At 70.1% G+C, this 15,208-nt stretch carries 17 protein-coding genes and 1 riboswitch; of the genes, 7 read left to right on the top strand and 10 right to left on the bottom strand.

Features of this window, described 5'->3' with window-relative positions:
- Nucleotides 1–92: 92 nt before the first annotated feature.
- Nucleotides 93–641 (bottom strand): GNAT family N-acetyltransferase, encoded by a 549-nt coding sequence (locus tag ACFWY5_RS01565; RefSeq protein WP_379612319.1) that lies wholly within the window; start codon nt 639–641, stop codon nt 93–95.
- A 9-nt stretch (nt 642–650) separates the two neighbouring features.
- Nucleotides 651–1,136 (bottom strand): shikimate kinase, encoded by a 486-nt coding sequence (locus ACFWY5_RS01560; protein ID WP_379612318.1) that lies wholly within the window; start codon nt 1,134–1,136, stop codon nt 651–653.
- Nucleotides 1,137–1,166: 30 nt separating this feature from the next.
- On the opposite strand from ACFWY5_RS01560, the gene ACFWY5_RS01555 reads away from it, so the two are divergent.
- The 3 genes from ACFWY5_RS01555 (at nt 1,167) to ACFWY5_RS01545 (ending at nt 4,888) form a co-directional block, all read left to right on the top strand.
- Entirely contained in the window at nt 1,167–1,427 is a 261-nt protein-coding gene (locus tag ACFWY5_RS01555; protein ID WP_379612317.1) for a DUF6458 family protein, read from the top strand.
- 41 nt (nt 1,428–1,468) lie between these two features.
- Nucleotides 1,469–1,581, top strand: a riboswitch (TPP riboswitch).
- Nucleotides 1,574–3,280, top strand: a complete 1,707-nt coding sequence (thiC, locus tag ACFWY5_RS01550) for a phosphomethylpyrimidine synthase ThiC (protein WP_379612315.1) — start codon at nt 1,574–1,576, stop codon at nt 3,278–3,280. It overlaps the preceding riboswitch by 8 nt.
- A 57-nt stretch (nt 3,281–3,337) precedes the next feature.
- A complete protein-coding gene (locus ACFWY5_RS01545) occupies nt 3,338–4,888 on the top strand; it encodes a Coagulation factor 5/8 type domain-containing protein (protein ID WP_379612314.1) in 1,551 nt (516 codons plus the stop codon).
- A 35-nt stretch (nt 4,889–4,923) separates the two neighbouring features.
- Here the strand turns inward: ACFWY5_RS01545 and ACFWY5_RS01540 are convergent, their stop codons facing one another.
- Nucleotides 4,924–5,073 (bottom strand): GPGG-motif small membrane protein, encoded by a 150-nt coding sequence (locus tag ACFWY5_RS01540; RefSeq protein ID WP_181019798.1) that lies wholly within the window; start codon nt 5,071–5,073, stop codon nt 4,924–4,926.
- A gap of 16 nt (nt 5,074–5,089) precedes the next feature.
- Nucleotides 5,090–5,578, bottom strand: coding sequence for a DUF6328 family protein (locus tag ACFWY5_RS01535; RefSeq protein ID WP_379612313.1), 489 nt, complete (start codon nt 5,576–5,578; stop codon nt 5,090–5,092).
- A gap of 86 nt (nt 5,579–5,664) precedes the next feature.
- Here ACFWY5_RS01535 and ACFWY5_RS01530 point away from each other — a divergent pair, with 86 nt between their 5' ends.
- Nucleotides 5,665–6,465 (top strand): SAM-dependent methyltransferase, encoded by an 801-nt coding sequence (locus ACFWY5_RS01530; protein WP_379612312.1) that lies wholly within the window; start codon nt 5,665–5,667, stop codon nt 6,463–6,465.
- Here ACFWY5_RS01530 and ACFWY5_RS01525 read toward each other — a convergent pair.
- The 5 genes from ACFWY5_RS01525 to ACFWY5_RS01505 all read right to left on the bottom strand — a co-directional run bounded on the left by ACFWY5_RS01525 (nt 6,462) and on the right by ACFWY5_RS01505 (nt 12,059).
- A complete protein-coding gene (locus ACFWY5_RS01525; RefSeq protein ID WP_379612311.1) occupies nt 6,462–7,037 on the bottom strand; it encodes a GrpB family protein in 576 nt (191 codons plus the stop codon). The genes ACFWY5_RS01530 and ACFWY5_RS01525 overlap by 4 nt on opposite strands.
- A gap of 12 nt (nt 7,038–7,049) precedes the next feature.
- Entirely contained in the window at nt 7,050–7,925 is an 876-nt protein-coding gene (locus ACFWY5_RS01520) for a hypothetical protein (RefSeq protein ID WP_379612310.1), read from the bottom strand.
- A 53-nt stretch (nt 7,926–7,978) separates the two neighbouring features.
- Nucleotides 7,979–10,162, bottom strand: coding sequence for an accessory Sec system translocase SecA2 (gene secA2 / locus ACFWY5_RS01515; protein ID WP_379612309.1), 2,184 nt, complete (start codon nt 10,160–10,162; stop codon nt 7,979–7,981).
- Nucleotides 10,163–10,273: 111 nt separating this feature from the next.
- Complete coding sequence (locus ACFWY5_RS01510) at nt 10,274–11,458, bottom strand: DMT family transporter (RefSeq protein ID WP_379630263.1); 1,185 nt, start codon at nt 11,456–11,458, stop codon at nt 10,274–10,276.
- Between the two features lie 175 nt (nt 11,459–11,633).
- A complete protein-coding gene (locus ACFWY5_RS01505) occupies nt 11,634–12,059 on the bottom strand; it encodes a cupin domain-containing protein (RefSeq protein WP_379612307.1) in 426 nt (141 codons plus the stop codon).
- Nucleotides 12,060–12,172: 113 nt separating this feature from the next.
- Between ACFWY5_RS01505 and ACFWY5_RS01500 the strand changes: the two genes are divergently transcribed.
- Nucleotides 12,173–12,544, top strand: a complete 372-nt coding sequence (locus ACFWY5_RS01500; RefSeq protein WP_379612306.1) for a VOC family protein — start codon at nt 12,173–12,175, stop codon at nt 12,542–12,544.
- A 79-nt stretch (nt 12,545–12,623) separates the two neighbouring features.
- Nucleotides 12,624–13,514, top strand: coding sequence for a DMT family transporter (locus ACFWY5_RS01495; protein ID WP_379612305.1), 891 nt, complete (start codon nt 12,624–12,626; stop codon nt 13,512–13,514).
- Here the strand turns inward: ACFWY5_RS01495 and ACFWY5_RS01490 are convergent.
- On the bottom strand, nt 13,411–14,580 hold the full coding sequence (locus ACFWY5_RS01490) for an FAD-dependent monooxygenase (RefSeq protein WP_379630262.1): 1,170 nt from the start codon (nt 14,578–14,580) through the stop codon (nt 13,411–13,413). The two genes, ACFWY5_RS01495 and ACFWY5_RS01490, sit on opposite strands and share 104 nt — an antisense overlap.
- Nucleotides 14,581–14,659: 79 nt before the next feature.
- Here ACFWY5_RS01490 and ACFWY5_RS01485 point away from each other — a divergent pair, with 79 nt between their 5' ends.
- Nucleotides 14,660–15,205 carry a TetR/AcrR family transcriptional regulator gene (locus tag ACFWY5_RS01485; RefSeq protein WP_379612303.1) on the top strand — a complete coding sequence of 182 codons (546 nt, stop codon included), beginning with the start codon at nt 14,660–14,662 and terminating at the stop codon, nt 15,203–15,205.
- Nucleotides 15,206–15,208 lie beyond the last annotated feature (3 nt).

Here is a 15,208-nt window from a genome sequence, read left to right as displayed (position 1 = left end):
CTGCCCCTTAGATGCGCACAACGCGGAATTGGTTGGCAGCGGCAACGCCACAGGTCCCTCGCGCGCCTCGAGGGACCCGTGCGTCATGATCATTATGACAGGGGTTTCCACTCCGTCCGCAGCACGGACATCGTCACCGAGTCGTACCACTGTCCCTCCCACAGCAGCGCGTCACGCTGCACGCCCTCCCGCACGAAGCCGACCTTCTCGTAGACGTGCTTGGCGCGGTCGTTGAAATCGTATACGCCCAGCTCGATGCGGTGCAGAGGGGTCGTGGCGAAGGCGTGGCCGAGCACCAGGCGGATGGCCTCGGTGCCGTAACCCTTGCCGAACGCCCGCGCGCCGACCAGCGCGATGCGCAGGTTGCACGACAGGTTGTCCTTGTCGAGCTCGTTGAGCACGACCTCGCCGACGTACCCGTCCGCGGCCATGATGGCCAGGTCGAGCCGGTCCTCGTGGTCGCGTCGCGTGGTGTACCACTCCAGGGCCGCCTTGGGGGAGATCCCGTCGTGGGTGTGGGAGCCCGTGAGCCGGGCGACCTCGGGGTCGTCGCACAGCTCGATCAGGCCCTCGACGTGCTCGGGCCCGACGGGTACGAGGGTCACCCGGTCACCGGCGAGGGTGGGTTTGTTCGCGAACATTTCCCTAATTTATAGAGCCTCGTAAATGGTTGTCGCCGTGTTTTCCGGGGTGGCCGTGGAGACGTCGAGCCGCAGGTCGGCGAGCTGCAGGAAGTACGGCCCGCGCCGCGCCCGCATGGCGGAGGGCGAGAACTCCGGGCGGTGGTCGGACGAGCGCATCCGCTGGGCCAGGATCTCGTCGGGGGCGTCCAGCCAGACCACGAAGGCCGCGCGCAGCGCCTCGCGTACCCGCGGGTCCTCCACGGTGCTGGCCGCCGCCGCGATCACCTGGGGCGGCTCGGTCAGCGCGTGGAGCACGTGCTCGGCCTCCCTCCGGTGCAGCACGTCCGCGCCCTCCGCCTTCGCGATCTCGGCGGCGCTGGCGCCGTAGCGTCCGCGCAGGTACGGGTCGCTGTCGCTGAGCGGCACGCCCAGCTCGCGGGCCAGCAGTTTGCCGACGGTCGTCTTGCCCGAGCCCATGAGCCCGATCACGACGACAGGTTTGTTCTTCGACATGGGGATAGGTGTTTCCTCTGGAGGTGCATTATGACAATCGCCGGAGGCATCATCCTCATCATGCTCGGCGCGATCCTGACCTGGGCGGTCGAGTTCGACCTCGCCGGTCTTGACATCAATGTGATCGGCGTCGTCCTCATGATCGGTGGTCTGGCCGGGTTGCTGTTCGGTCTGTACCGGATGCACGTTACCCGCAGGGTGATCGAGGAGCCGATCTACGAGGACCCGCACGCGCGCCGTACGACGACGGTCTACGAGGAGAGGCGGCGGATCGACGAGCCGCCGCTGTAAAGGGTCTTGTGCGTACCCCGGGTCGCCGGGGTACGGTGGCGCGGTCCGAACGCGGGAGCCCGGTGCAACGGGCTGAGAGGACGGCTGGAGCAGCCGCCGACCGCCAGAACCTGATCCGGGTAATGCCGGCGAAGGGAGTTTGCGCGATGAGTGACGCGCGCTTTTCCAAGATCCATCTCGGTGATCTGCGGGTCCCCATGCGGCGGGTGCACCTGTCGAACGGGACGTCGGTGGAGCTGTACGACACCTCCGGGCCGGACAACCCCGACATCACGCGGGGCCTGCCGCGGTCGCGGGAGGTGTGGGTGCTCGAACGCGGCGACGTCGCCCGCTACGGCGGCCGCCAGGTGCGGCCCATCGACGACGGCTTCAAGGAGCAGCAGGCCTGGGCCCGCGCGAACACCGAGGTCTTCCCCGGCGACGGGCGCAAGCCGCTGCGGGCCACCGGGGCGCCGGTGACCCAGCTCGCCTACGCGCGGCGGGGCGTGGTCACCAAGGAGATGGAGTTCGTCGCGGTCAGGGAAGGAGTGAGCGGCGAGTTCGTGCGCAAGGAGGTGGCGGCCGGTCGGGCGATCATCCCGGCCAACGTCAACCATCCGGAGAGCGAGCCGATGGTCATCGGCCGCAACTTCCACGTGAAGATCAACGCCAACATCGGCAACTCCGCGGTCGCCTCCTCGATCTCCGAGGAGGTGGAGAAGATGACCTGGGCCACCCGGTGGGGCGCCGACACCGTGATGGACCTGTCCACCGGCCGCAACATTCACACCACCCGCGAGTGGATCATCAGGAACGCGCCGGTGCCGATCGGGACCGTCCCGATCTACCAGGCGCTGGAGAAGGTCGGCGGCGTGGCGGCCGACCTGTCGTGGGAGGTCTACCGGGACACGCTGGTCGAGCAGTGCGAGCAGGGCGTCGACTACATGACCGTGCACGCGGGGGTACGGCTGGCGTACGTGCCGCTGACCGCGCGGCGCAAGACCGGCATCGTCTCGCGCGGCGGCTCGATCATGGCGGCGTGGTGCCTGGCCCACCACCGGGAGAGCTTCCTCTACGAGCACTTCGAGGAGATGTGCGAGCTGCTGGCGAGCTACGACGTGGCCTTCTCGCTCGGGGACGGCCTGCGGCCCGGCTCGATCGCCGACGCCAACGACGAGGCGCAGTTCGCTGAGCTGCGCACGCTGGGCGAGCTGACGAAGATCGCCCGCGCGCACGACGTGCAGGTCATGATCGAGGGGCCCGGCCACGTGCCCATGCACAAGATCAAGGAGAACGTGGACCTGCAGCGCGAGATCTGCGACGACGCCCCGTTCTACACGCTGGGCCCGCTGGTGACCGACGTCGCGCCGGGCTACGACCACATCACCTCGGGCATCGGCGCCGCGATGATCGGCTGGTACGGCACCGCCATGCTCTGCTACGTCACCCCCAAGGAGCATCTGGGCCTGCCGGACAAGGACGATGTCAAGACCGGCGTCATCACCTACAAGATCGCGGCCCATGCCGCCGACCTCGCCAAGGGGCACCCCCGGGCGCAGGAGTGGGACGACGCGCTGTCGGACGCCCGCTTCGAGTTCCGCTGGGAGGACCAGTTCAACCTGTCGCTGGACCCGGTGACGGCCCGGTCGTTCCACGACGCGACGCTCCCGGCCGAGCCCGCCAAGACCGCGCATTTCTGCAGTATGTGCGGGCCGAAGTTCTGTTCGATGAAGATCACCCACGATGTCCGGAAATATGCGGAGGAACATGGATTGACGGACTCCGCGGCCATTCAGGCGGGCATGGCGGAGAAGGCGGTGGAGTTCACTGAGAGGGGTGGCGAGGTCTATCTGGATCCGGCGGACCCAAAATAGCGAGTAGGACTCACATTGGGTCTTGACTGGCGTCTGTAAGGAGCCCACGCTGAGGGCGTGATCAGCCGCATACTCGCCGTCCTGGTCGCCATCGCCCTGCTCGCGTTACCCGCCCCCGCGTCATCCCGCAGCGAGCAGCCCGTGAGCGGCTTCATCGACGCGCACAGCCATCTGATGTCCTACGAAGCGTTCGGCGGCAAGCTGCTCTGCGGCAAGCCGTTCGATCCGGGCGGCATCGCCAGGGCTCTGGTCGACTGCCTCGACCACTTCCCGAACGGCGAAGCCGCCTGGTTCGAGAACTTCACCCGCACCGGACAGCCGACCGGCACCCACGACCCGGTCGGCTGGCCCACGTTCAAGAGCTGGCCGGCGCACGACTCGCTGACCCACCAGCAGGCCTACTACACCTGGATCGAGCGCGCCTGGCGCGGCGGGCTGCGGATCATGGTGAACGACCTCGTGGCCAACCGCCAGCTCTGCGAGATCTACCCGCTGAAGACCAACCCCTGTGACGAGATGGGCTCCATCCGCCTGGAGGCCCGCCGTACGTTCGAGATGCAGGACTACATCGACCAGCAGAGCGGCGGCCCCGGCCAGGGCTGGTTCCGCGTGGTCAGGAGCCCGGCCGAGGCCCGCTCTGTCATCGCCGCCGGGAAGCTCGCCGTGGTGCTCGGCATCGAGACCTCCGAGCCGTTCGGCTGCCGGCAGACGCTCGGCATCCCCCACTGCACCAAGGCCCAGATCGACCGGGGCCTGGATGAGATGTACCAGCTCGGCGTCCGCTCCATGTTCGTCTGCCACAAGTACGACAACGCCCTGTGCGGCGTCCGCTTCGACTCCGGCACCCAGGGCGTCATCGTCAACCTGGGCAACTTCCTGTCGTCGGGCCGCTTCTGGCAGACGGAGGCGTGCACGGGACCGCAGCGCGACAACACGATCTCGCCCGCGGTGCTCCCGCCCGAACTGGCCCGCTGGCTGCCGCCCGGCGTCAGCCTGCCCGTCTACCCGCCGGGGCCGCACTGCAACAGACGCGGGCTCACCTCACTCGGTGAGCACATGGTCAAGGGCATGATGAGCCGCGGCATGCTCATCGAGGTGGACCACATGAGCGTCAAGGCCGCCGACCGGACGCTCACCCTCCTGGAGCAGGCCGGCTACGCGGGCGTGATCTCCTCGCACAGCTGGACCGACGCCCTCAACTACCAGCGGATCTACCGGCTCGGCGGCATGGTCACCTCATACGGCCACGGGGCCGAGGGGTTCGCCGACGCCTGGCGCGAGACCAAGCCCCTGCGCGACGCGGCGGGCCGCCCCGGGTTCGGGTACGGCCTCGACGCCAACGGGCTGGGCAAGCTGCCGGGTCCCCGGGCCGGCAGCGCGGTGGCGTACCCCTTCCACTCCCACGACGGCTCGGTCAGCTTCGACCGGCACAGCACGGGACAGCGGACATGGGACTACAACGTGGACGGCGTCGCCAACTACGGCCTGGTGCCCGACTGGATCGAGGACATCAGGTCGCTGGCCGGCGACGCGTTCGTCCAGGACATGGCTCAGGGGGCCGAGGCCTACCTGAGGACCTGGGAAGCGGCTGAAACGGTTGTGAGGTGAGGGTAGGCGGGCCGGTTCTGTCCGGCCCGCCTACCTCACACATTGAAGATGCTGACTCCGCCGGGACCCACGAGGAATCCCAGCACGATGAGGACGATGCCCCACAGGATGTCCCGCCGGGCCAGGATGACGTAGATCCCGGCGACGACGAGGATGACGGCGATGATCCAGAGCAATGTAGCCATGGACCTGCTGCTGCCCTCAGGACTTCTCCTCTAACGTGCCCTTGGTGCGATAGATGTCCGTGATGGGCTGGATGAGCCAGAACCACCCGGCGGTGAGTGCCACCGCGCCGCCGAACAAGGTGGCCGGCCAGGCGTTCAGCACCACTTCGGCCACCATGGCCACGGCCGCGGTCATGGCGACCAGCAGAAACGCCGCTCCCGCGATGCCCAGCGAGTTGGCGCGTTTGATCATGCGCTCCTTGAGCCCGGTGCGGAAGAACACCCGGTGCTGCGCCGCGGGCGTGATGAAGCACACCGACGCCATCGCGGCGCCCATGAGCGCGATGAAGAACAGCCACAGGCCTACGGTGTCCACTTTGCCGAAGCCTTGCTGAAAGGGAACCGTCAGCAGGAAGGCGAAGAGCACCTGAACCCCGGTGACCGCGACGCGCAGGCCCTGCAGCAACTCGGTCAGCTCGCGATCCACCCGTTCTTTGTGGGACTCGCCGTGAGAAGTGTCCGTCATGCTCGGGCGCTACCCCGCAGAGGCGCTGACATACCGGCCGGAGTCTGGATACGATCCGCGGCAACGGAACTTCGGCGGAGCCGCCCATGATCAACGAATGGATTCCACCCGGGGTCGATGCCACCCGGCCGAGCGTGGCTCGTGTATACGACGCGCTGCTGGGCGGCACCGAGAACTTCACCGTGGACCGGGCCGTGGCGGAACGCCTGACCGCCGCGGTCCCCGAGGTGGTCAGCCTCGTCTGGTGCAACCGCTCCTTCGTCGGCCGGGTCACCGACCATCTGGTGCGCGACGCCGGCGTCACCCAGCTCATCGACCTGGGCGCGGGCCTGCCGACGATCGAGAACACCCACGAGGTCGCCCAGTTCGCCAACCCCGAGGCCCGCGTCGTCTACGTGGACCTCGACCCGATGGTGGAGCCGCACGCCCGCTCGATCCTGCGTACCAACCTGCGCGCCACGGCCATCACCGCGGACGCCACGGACGTGGACGCCGTGCTCGGCGACCCCGACCTGCTCGACCTGATCGACTTCTCCCGGCCGGTGGGCCTGCTCATGATGAGCCTGCTGCACCTGTTCCCCGACGAGGACGACCCGCACGGGCTGGTCAAGCAGTACATGGAGGCGCTGCCGCGCGGCAGCTACCTGGCCGCGTCCAACATGATGACCTCCTACAACCCCAAGGCGAAGGCGCTGGAGGCGATGCTGCACGCCACGATGGGGACCGGCCGCTTCCGCACCGCCGAGTCGATCAACCGCTTCTACGACGGGCTGGACATGGTCAGCCCCGGCCTCGTCCACCTTCCCCACTGGCGTCCCGAGGGCAGTCCCGGGCCGCTGGAGACCTGGGAGGAACTCCTGCTGGGCGGCGTGGCCCGTAAGCCCTAAGGGTGGGCCGTCCAGCCGGTCTCGTCCGCCCACGCCTCGGCGACCACGATGACCAGGTCCACGACCGGATCCTTGACGTCGGCGTACTCGCCCGTCTCACGCACCGCCCCGGCCAGCCGCCGCTTGAAGTCCGCATAAGCCGGTACGGCCGCCGGATGCGCCCGGAACCAGTCGCGAAACAGCAGCGCCAGGCGGTCGTTGGGCGCGTCGAGCACCCGCACGTGCAGGTTGACCTCGTCACCGGGGCGCCCCCGCCGGGTCCAGAGCCGCTTGGCCCACCTGGCGGGGTCGTCCTCCAGCCCGGCGGGCACGTGGTCGCGCCGGTACGGCGACATCGTGAACCCCAGCGCCTCCAGGGGCCCGCCGAAGACCCGCTCGGCCTCGTCCAGGTCGAGGACGCTGACCTGGAGATCGAACAGCGGCTTGGCCGCCATGCCGGGGATCGAGGTGCTGCCGATGTGCTCCACGTGTATGGCCACCGGCCCGAGCGCGCGCCGGAGGTCGGCGCACAGGCGCGCCGCCTCCCCTTGCCAGGCGGGATCATGGGGCACGACGACAGGGCGTTCGGTCATCGGGCCAGGGTCTCAGAGGCGGCCGTTGCGCCGCAAAACGTCCACGGCGTTGACGGTGGCGACGCCGCGCCACTCCAGGGCTCCGGCGGGCGAGATCTTCGCGTACTCGACGGTCCAGCCGCCGTCCGCCTTCTGCGCGGCGGCCAGCCGGTCGAGGTCGGCCTCGATCTGGGCCGGCGTGAACAGGGCACGCGCCGGGCGATCGGGGTACGGGGCCAGGTCGAGCGGGGTGAGCTTCTCGTCGGCAGTCCCGCCCTCCACGGGGATCTCGCCGCTGTCCGGGATCAGCTTGGCCAGGCCGTCCAGGAGGGCGGCGGCCTCGGGCTCGCGGTCGTGGACGGCGTCCAGGAAGCGGATGGCGAAGGACAGCACGTAGGCGTGAGGGCGGGAGTCCAGCGCGCGGACGGCGTCCAGGCAGTAGCGGATCGCGCGGGCCGGCCACGGATGCCCCGCCACCGACGGGACGCGCAGGGCCGCCGCCGCGCTCACGGCGGTGATCTGCAGCGAGGAGGTCGTGGCGTCGCCGCCGCCCCACCACGGGGCGGTGCCCGCCCGCACGGTCAGCGGCAGCGAGAACGGCAGGCCGCCGTCGGGCAGCGTCACCGTCTCCAGCCAGTCGCACAGCTGCTCCGCCTGGACGGCGACGATCGGGGCGATCTCGGCGAACACCTCGAAGGCGTGCAGGGCGGCGCCCGGCTGGCTCTCCGGGGAACGCAGGTCGGGCTCCAGGCCCCAGCCGTAGCCGCCGTCCGGGTTGCGGTAGGCGTCCACCGCGGACAGAAGGCCGGCGGGGTCGCCGGAGCCGAGCAGGACATCGAAGCGCCGCCGGTCCAGGACACGCGCGTGCGTGGCCATGAAGTCGGCGGCGGCGGTCAGGTCAACGGTCATGACCCCATCCTTCCCGCCCGCCGCCGGACCGGTCTTGCAAGTTTCCGCCGTGTCTAGCCGCGGCGGGCGGCGGAGGTGACGCGCTTGAGAATGCGGTCCCACTCGGTGCCGAACGGGTTGTCCTGCACCAGGTAGGTCCAGGTGGCGGAGGGGCGCTTCAGGTCGGGCTCCGGCGACTCGAACGCCTCCAGCGAGCGCCGCTCGATCTCGGCCTGCAGCGACTTGTACTCCGCGACCGCCTCGCGGTGGAACTCGTCGATCGGGCTCATCCGGCCGAGCGCCCGCAGGTGGATGCCCTCGCGCAGGTCGGTGAGGAAGGCCAGGTGCTCGGTCCAGCAGGTGTCGATCGCGTGCAGGACGATCTGGCGCGCGGTCTCCTCGCGGGTGTCCTCGGGCAGCGAGTCCCAGCGCTCGGCGTCGGCCTCGGCCAGCGCCTTGGCGGCGGAGTCGGTGTGGAGGACCTTGTCGCGCCACTCCAGGATCAGCTCGCGCTGGTGTTCAAGCAGCCGGGTGTAGCGCCAGGTGTTGCGGTGGATCTCCAGGTTGACGCCTTCGGCCACCCGCTGGGCGTGGCCGACCAGGTAGGCGCCGCGGCGGTGGCGTACCAGGCCGTCGGGGTCGGCGGCGGGCGGGCGCTCGTCCGGGACGAACTGGGTGATCAGGTCGTCCTGCATGCTGACGAAGAAGACCGAGCCGCCCGGGTCGCCCTGGCGGCCGGCCCGGCCGCGCAACTGGTCGTCCAGGCGGCTGCTGACGTGGCGGCCGGAGCCGATCAGGTACAGGCCGCCGAGCTCGGCCACGCCGTCGCCCAGGCGGATGTCGGTGCCGCGGCCGGCCATCTGGGTGGAGACCGTGATGGCGCCGCGCTCGCCGGCCCTGGCGATGATCGCCGCCTCTTCCGCGTCGTTCTTGGCGTTGAGGACGACGGGCTCCAGGTTACGGCGCTGCAGGAGCTTGGCGAGGTTCTCCGACTCGGCCACGTCAAGGGTGCCGATGAGGATCGGGCGGCCGGTGGCGTGCGCCTCCTGGATCTCCTCGACCAGCGCCGCGTCCTTGTCGGGCACGGTCGGGTAGATCCGGTCGGGCTCGTCCTCGCGGATGGCGGGGGTGTTGGGGGGGATGACGGCGACCTTCAGGCCGTAGAACTCGCCGAGCTGCTCGCTGACCGCGACCGCCGTGCCGGTCATGCCGGAAATCTTGGGATAACGCTTGATCAGGCCCTGGATGGTGAGCGAGTCGAGGATCTCGCCCTTCTCGCTGGGCGGCAGCGCCTCCTTGGCCTCCACAGCCGCCTGAAGACCGTCCGGCCAGCGCTGCAGCAGCGCCACCCGGCCGCGCGAGGGGTTGATCAGCTGGACCTTGCCGTCGCGCACGATGTAGTCGACGTCCTTGGCCAGCAGCGCGTGGGCGTGCAGGGCCAGGTTCAGCTCGATGAGCGTGCCCGGCTCGTTCTCGTCGTAGAGCTCGACGTCGAGGATGTTCTCCACGCTGTCGGCGCCCTTCGGCGTCAGGTAGACGTTGCGCGCGCCCTCGTCGATCTCGTAGTGGTAGCCGCGCACCAGCGTGCGCACGAGCGCCGCCATCTCCGGTACGGCGCTGCCCTCGTCGGCCGCCCCCGCCATCACGAGCGGCACCCGGGCCTCGTCCACGAGCACCGAGTCCGCCTCGTCGATCAGCGCCACCTCGGGCTCCGGCACCACGATCGCCGCCGCGTCGGTACGCAGCCGGTCGCGCAGCACGTCGAAGCCGATCTCGCTGACCGGGCCGTAGGTGACGTCGCGGGAGTAGGCGGCGCGGCGCTCCTCGGGAGTGGAGTTCTGCCCGATCCAGCCGACGCTGACGCCCATGGCCTCGTAGAAGGGCGCCATCCACTCGGCGTCACGCCTGGCCAGATAGTCGTTGACCGACATCACGTGCACGCGCTTGCCCTGCAGGGCGTACCCGGCCGCCGCCATCGCGCCGGACAGGGTCTTGCCCTCGCCGGTCGCCATCTCGGCGACGTGACCGTGGAGGAGCGCGAGCGTGCCGAGCAACTGCACGTCGTACGGCCGCAGGCCGAGCGTCCGGTCGGCGGCCTCGCGGGCGACGGCGCAGAACTCGGCCAGATCGTCCATGGACGGCTCGGGCAGCTCGTCGAGCTTGCCGATCCGGTCGGCGCGGGTGTTCGCCGTCTTGACGATCTTCATGTACGGGCTCAGGTTCACCCCTCCTGGACGGTCCAGGAGATTCCTGATCATTCCGGTAATCGAGGCCACGGTTCCTCCAACGCGCGCTCCCTCGGCACCGTTCCCCCTGATTCCCCCGATAAGGGGTCCGGTACGGCAGGCACCGCCGTACCGGACCCTAACTCACCTTTGCCCGTGCACGGTCAGAACCACGACAGCGGCCAGCAGCAGAACGCATCCTGACCAGGCCAGAAGCGTCAGCCTTTCGCCGAACAGCACCACTCCTATCATCGCCGCTCCGACGGCCTCGCCGAGCGAGATGACCGAGACGGTCGCGGCCGGGAGCGCGGTGAGGGAGCGGAAGAACAGCGCGTAGGCCAGGGCCGTCGGGACCGCGCCCAGGAACAGCAGGGTGGCGGCCGAGGCCGGCGTGAACTCCGGCAGGATGCCCCCCGCCAGCGCGAACGGCGCCAGGCACACGGCGCCCACCACGAACCCGCCCACGGCGGTGGTCTCCGGGTCGCTGTTGTGGCGGCGGGAGTAGAGGGTGACGGCGGCGTAGCCGAGCGCGGACAGCAGCGACCACGCCACGCCCGCCGCGGCCCCTTCCGCCGGGCCGCCGCCCGTGAGCAGGGTCAGGCCCGCGAGCGCGGCGGCCAGCGCGATGAGGCCGACGCGGCTGAGGCGCTCGTTCAGCAGGAACCTTCCGCCCAGGGCGGTGAGGACGGGAGTGGCGCCCATCGTGACGACGGTGGCCAGGGCGATGCCGGACTCGGCGATGGCCGCGAAGTAGGCCGCCTGGTACACGGCCATCCCCACCCCGACCACGCAGATCCGCCACACCTTCGCCGGCCTCTTGGCCATCGCCCGGTAACCCGCCGAACCCGCGGCATCGGTGCGCCCGTCGCCCGCTGTAACAGTGCGCCGGTCTGCGCCGTCGTCCCTTCTCGCCGATGCGGCGCCGAAAAGCGTGGGGAGCGTGCGGCCTCGGGTCTGCCCGGTGGGCCCTTCCGCTCCAGAGCGCCCCGCTGTCCCGGTGAGGCCCACCGGCCTGGTGTGCCCCGCGGCGCCAGTCTGCCGGTCGCCCGCCGTAACGGTGCGCCGGTTTCCGCCGTCGTCTCTGCCCGCCGACGCGGCGCTGAAAAGCCGGGGAGTGCGGGAGTGGCCGAGGTGGCGTGACGGGGCGGAGCGGGTGGGGCGGAGGAGGAGGGGGAGGAGGAAGGCGGCGCCCAGGAGGTGGCGCCAGAACGAGACGGAGACCGGGTCCAAGGTGGTGAACAGGAGCGAGCCGGCGGCGCCGCCGGTGCCCCAGGCGGCTGCGGCGACGGCGGCGTACACCACGCCGCGGCGCGCGGAAATCGGGGTCATGACTGATCTTTCCGGATGAGGTGGATGAGGCCCGCGCGCGGGCAGCGCTCACCACCGGGGCCCAGCCTTGGGGTATCCGGGGAAGGAGGTCAGCCGCCCGCTAGAGGGCGGGCGGCGGGGAGCAGATCAGTCGTCCGTGCATGTCGCCCACCCTAATGGGCCAGGTCCCGGTACTTCATCTGGAATTCGCCCACGCGTCCGTGATCAGGCGGAAGTCGTCCAGGGAGGCCGGACGGCCGTCGATCTGGGTGCCGACCACGTGCTCGCGGAAGAGGGCGTGCAGCCGTACCACCGCGCCGGAGGCGTTGCGGAAGCCGTGCGGCGTCCCCGGCGGGACGAAGATGACGGTGCCGGGCCCCACGAGGCGGGTCTCGTCGCCGAGGAAGGCCTCGGCCTCGCCCTCGTCGATGATGAGCACCTCCTCCCCGGTGTGCCGGTGCAGGGGGATGCCCTCGCCGTCGGCCAGGTGCTCGAAGTTGAGCACGATGTCCTTGACGTAGTCGCCGTCGGCGCGGACCGGGTCCATGACGGGCCAGGTGAGGGAACGCGGCTTGGCGGGGTCGGGGAAGGGCCGGTAGTCGGGCCTGTCGATGATCGTCATGCCTCCGATCGTGGACCCACCCGAAATTTCGCGGAAGACCGCACTTTTTCCTGCTCAAGGCACTTCCACATACCTGACAGAAGATGGCAGGTACGGCGGGCAGAGTAGCCCCCATGACAACCAAGGCCAAACTTCTCGCGTTCACCCTCGACTGCGCCGAGCCCAAGCGGCTCGCCGAGTTCTACCATCAGATCACCGGCTACGAGATCCAGTACTCAGAAGACGAGTACGCCGCCGTCGGCGACGGTACGGTGTCCATCTACTTCGGCCGCGTGCCGGATCGCAAGCCGGTCACCTGGCCGAGTCCCGACAAGCAGTTCCACTTCGACTTCCGGGTTCCGGACGTGGAGAAGGCGGTCGCCGAGTACGTGGAGCTCGGAGCCACGAAGCCCGAGTTTCAACCGGGTGTGACCGAGGAAGGCACCCAATGGGTGGTGCTCCAGGATCCCGAAGGACATCTCTTCTGTGTATGCCCTTCCTCCTAAAGGCTGATCCGGGAGCGGACACCGAGCCATAAGCTGGGTCAATGCTCTTGAAAGGTTCCTTGCCCCTCTGCGGGCGCCCATGACGTGGGTCGGTCTGGCGATTGCTCTGGCAGGGGCACTGGGATACGCGCTCGGCGCGGCGCTGCAACAGTACGAGGCGGTCGCTCAGGGGGCGACGCTCAAGCTCGTCAAACGCCCGCGCTGGTGGATCGGGGGCGTCATCGGGTTCACCGGCGCCAGCCTGCACGCGGTGGCGCTGAGCTTCGCGCCGCTCGTCGTGGTGCAGCCGATCAGCGTGGCCACGCTGGTGTTCGCGGTGCCGCTGGCGGCGTTCATGTATGGGCGCAAGCCGTACAAGGCGGAGATCTTTGGTTCTGTCGCGGTCGCGGTGGGGTTGCTGTGGCTGATGCTGCTTGTTCCGCAGCAGCACGTGACGCCGCGGCTGGGGACGCCGGCGGCGCTCGCGTTCCTGGCGGTGATCGGCGTCGTCGTGCTGATCACGCAGGTGGCGGCGCGGCGGGTCGAGGGGGCGAACAAGGCGCTGCTGCTCTCGGTGGGGGCGGGCGCGGTCACGGCCAGTGTGTCCACGTTCGTACGCGTGGTCGGGGGCGGGCTTGAGGGCGATCTGAGCAGGCTGCTGCACTGGTTCACGCTGGCGGTGCCGGTCCTGCTGATCTGCGCGGTGGTGCTGCTGCAGAAGTCCTACGCGGTGGGATATTTCGGTATCGCCTACGCCGGGGTGCAGGTGATCGACCCGATCACCTCGGTACTGGCCGGCGCGATCCTGCTCGGTGAGCCGCTGCCGACCAGCCCGTCGACCGCCGTGCCCGCGATCATCGCCGCGGCGCTGACCGTCGGCGGCACGATCACGCTCGGCCGGTTGACGCCCGACCACTCGAAGGACCGGCCGGCGAAGGTGGCCGCCAGCCCAGAACCGAGTCCATTGCCCGCAACATCAGATCTGAGCTGAACCGGCCCGCCGCCCTCATGCCGAGATCCCGCAGCCCGATCGCCACCGGGTTGCGGATCTTCGTCACCCTGCAGATCGCCATGGACCTGCGGACGATCTCCGCCGTACGGCCCAGCCGCGCCTCGGTGTAACCGGCCAGGTCCCCGCCCGCGTGGTGCGCGAGCACGACCGCGTCCTCGATCGCCTGGCAGGCGCCCTGCCCGAGGTTGGGCGTCATCGGGTGGGCCGCGTCGCCGAGCAGCGCCACCCGGCCCTGGTGCAGGCGAGGCAGCGGGGCCCGCATGGAGTACACGTCGTTGCGCAGGATCGCGCCCGGATCCACCGCCTCCAGCATCGCGGGGATCGGCTGGTGCCAGCTCCCGAAGCGCCGCAGCAGCTCGGCGCGCTCGTCGTCGGACCGCCCGCCAGGGGCGGCGAGGTCGGTGGCGTAGAAGTACACGATGTCGCCGGCGAGCTGATGAGTCCCGAACACCAGGCCGGAGCCCCAGCTCTCCGCGCTGTGGACGGTCGCGCCCTCGGGCCGCCGCAGCAGCCCGCGCCAGGCGGTGACCCCCGAGTAGACGGGCTCCGGGTGTCCGGGGAAGAGCCGCCGCCTGGTCCCGGAGCGGATGCCGTCGGCCGCGACGACCAGGTCGGCCCGGAACGTCTCCCGCCCGGTCTCAACGGCGCCGCCCTCGGGGTCCAGATCGGTGACCTCGGTGTTCAGGCGGATGTTCGCCCGGCCGAGTCCGTCGGCCAGCAGGTCCACGAGCACGCGCCGCAGCATGAGCACGACGCCGTCGCCGTAGCGGACCCGCGCGCTTTCCTGCGAGGTCTGTGACAGCCAGCGCCCGTCCGGCTTGCGCACCCCGGCGGCGCCCTGCACACGGGCCAGTTCGCGTACCGGGTCCCCGAGCCCGACGGTGTCCAGGGCGTGCAGCCCGTTCGGGGAGACGGCCAGTCCCGATCCCACGTTCTCCAGCGCGGGGGCCCGTTCCAGAACCGTCACGTCCCAGCCCTTGAGCCGGAGCGCCAGCCCCGCGGTCAGCCCGCCCACGCCGCCGCCGATCACCACTGCCGTCGCCATCGCCCACTCCCTCACTACGCCTGTAGTTCGCGACGGTACTACAGGCGTAGTTTCGACTACAAGTGTAGTATCCGGTGCCGTGAACCGTTCCGAGCTCATCGCGGACACCGCGATCGCATTGCTGTCCGAGCGGGGCATGCGCGGCCTGACCCACCGCGCCGTGGACGAGGCCGCGGGGCTCCCGCCGGGCTCCACCTCCAACCTGGCCCGCACCCGCGCCGCCCTCCTGGAGCTCACGCTGAACCGCCTCACCGTCCTGGAGCGCAGAACGTTCGAAGCGGTGATGGAGCCCGGCACCGACCCGATCGACCTGCTCGCCACCGCCCTCCACAAGCAGCTCCAGGACAGCCGCCGCACGCTGGCCCGTTACGAGCTCGCCCTGGAGGCCACCCGCCGCCCGGAACTGCGCACGATCTACGACGCGGCCGGCAGCCAGTTCCGCGCGCCCGCCACCGCCATCGCCGCCGCCCTGGGCTCGCCCGATCCGGTACGGCACGGCCGCCAGCTCATCGCCTACGCCGAGGGCCTGGTGTTCGACGCGCTGGCCGGGGCCGGCGAGATCCCTTGCTACGAGGACCTGCGCAAAGGCCTCGAAGAGGTCGTGCGCGGCATGACCGGGCGGTGATCC

Origin of the sequence: Nonomuraea sp. NPDC059007 (assembly GCF_042740555.1) — a bacterium.
Taxonomy (GTDB): Bacteria; Actinomycetota; Actinomycetes; order Streptosporangiales; family Streptosporangiaceae; genus Nonomuraea.
The sequence above is the reverse complement of the archived record's forward strand: the minus strand, read 5'-3'. Positions and strand labels throughout refer to the sequence as shown.

What these genes read in the sequence shown, in the direction of transcription:
- ACFWY5_RS01565 (WP_379612319.1), bottom strand. Translation starts at nt 641, where the DNA reads ATGTTCGCGAACAAACCCACCCTCGCCGGTGACCGGGTGACCCTCGTA.
- ACFWY5_RS01560 (WP_379612318.1), bottom strand. Translation starts at nt 1,136, where the DNA reads ATGTCGAAGAACAAACCTGTCGTCGTGATCGGGCTCATGGGCTCGGGC.
- ACFWY5_RS01555 (WP_379612317.1), top strand. Translation starts at nt 1,167, where the DNA reads ATGACAATCGCCGGAGGCATCATCCTCATCATGCTCGGCGCGATCCTG.
- thiC (WP_379612315.1), top strand. Translation starts at nt 1,574, where the DNA reads ATGAGTGACGCGCGCTTTTCCAAGATCCATCTCGGTGATCTGCGGGTC.
- ACFWY5_RS01540 (WP_181019798.1), bottom strand. Translation starts at nt 5,073, where the DNA reads ATGGCTACATTGCTCTGGATCATCGCCGTCATCCTCGTCGTCGCCGGG.
- ACFWY5_RS01535 (WP_379612313.1), bottom strand. Translation starts at nt 5,578, where the DNA reads ATGACGGACACTTCTCACGGCGAGTCCCACAAAGAACGGGTGGATCGC.
- ACFWY5_RS01530 (WP_379612312.1), top strand. Translation starts at nt 5,665, where the DNA reads ATGATCAACGAATGGATTCCACCCGGGGTCGATGCCACCCGGCCGAGC.
- ACFWY5_RS01525 (WP_379612311.1), bottom strand. Translation starts at nt 7,037, where the DNA reads ATGACCGAACGCCCTGTCGTCGTGCCCCATGATCCCGCCTGGCAAGGG.
- ACFWY5_RS01520 (WP_379612310.1), bottom strand. Translation starts at nt 7,925, where the DNA reads ATGACCGTTGACCTGACCGCCGCCGCCGACTTCATGGCCACGCACGCG.
- secA2 (WP_379612309.1), bottom strand. Translation starts at nt 10,162, where the DNA reads ATGATCAGGAATCTCCTGGACCGTCCAGGAGGGGTGAACCTGAGCCCG.
- ACFWY5_RS01510 (WP_379630263.1), bottom strand. Translation starts at nt 11,458, where the DNA reads ATGACCCCGATTTCCGCGCGCCGCGGCGTGGTGTACGCCGCCGTCGCC.
- ACFWY5_RS01505 (WP_379612307.1), bottom strand. Translation starts at nt 12,059, where the DNA reads ATGACGATCATCGACAGGCCCGACTACCGGCCCTTCCCCGACCCCGCC.
- ACFWY5_RS01500 (WP_379612306.1), top strand. Translation starts at nt 12,173, where the DNA reads ATGACAACCAAGGCCAAACTTCTCGCGTTCACCCTCGACTGCGCCGAG.
- ACFWY5_RS01495 (WP_379612305.1), top strand. Translation starts at nt 12,624, where the DNA reads ATGACGTGGGTCGGTCTGGCGATTGCTCTGGCAGGGGCACTGGGATAC.
- ACFWY5_RS01490 (WP_379630262.1), bottom strand. Translation starts at nt 14,580, where the DNA reads ATGGCGACGGCAGTGGTGATCGGCGGCGGCGTGGGCGGGCTGACCGCG.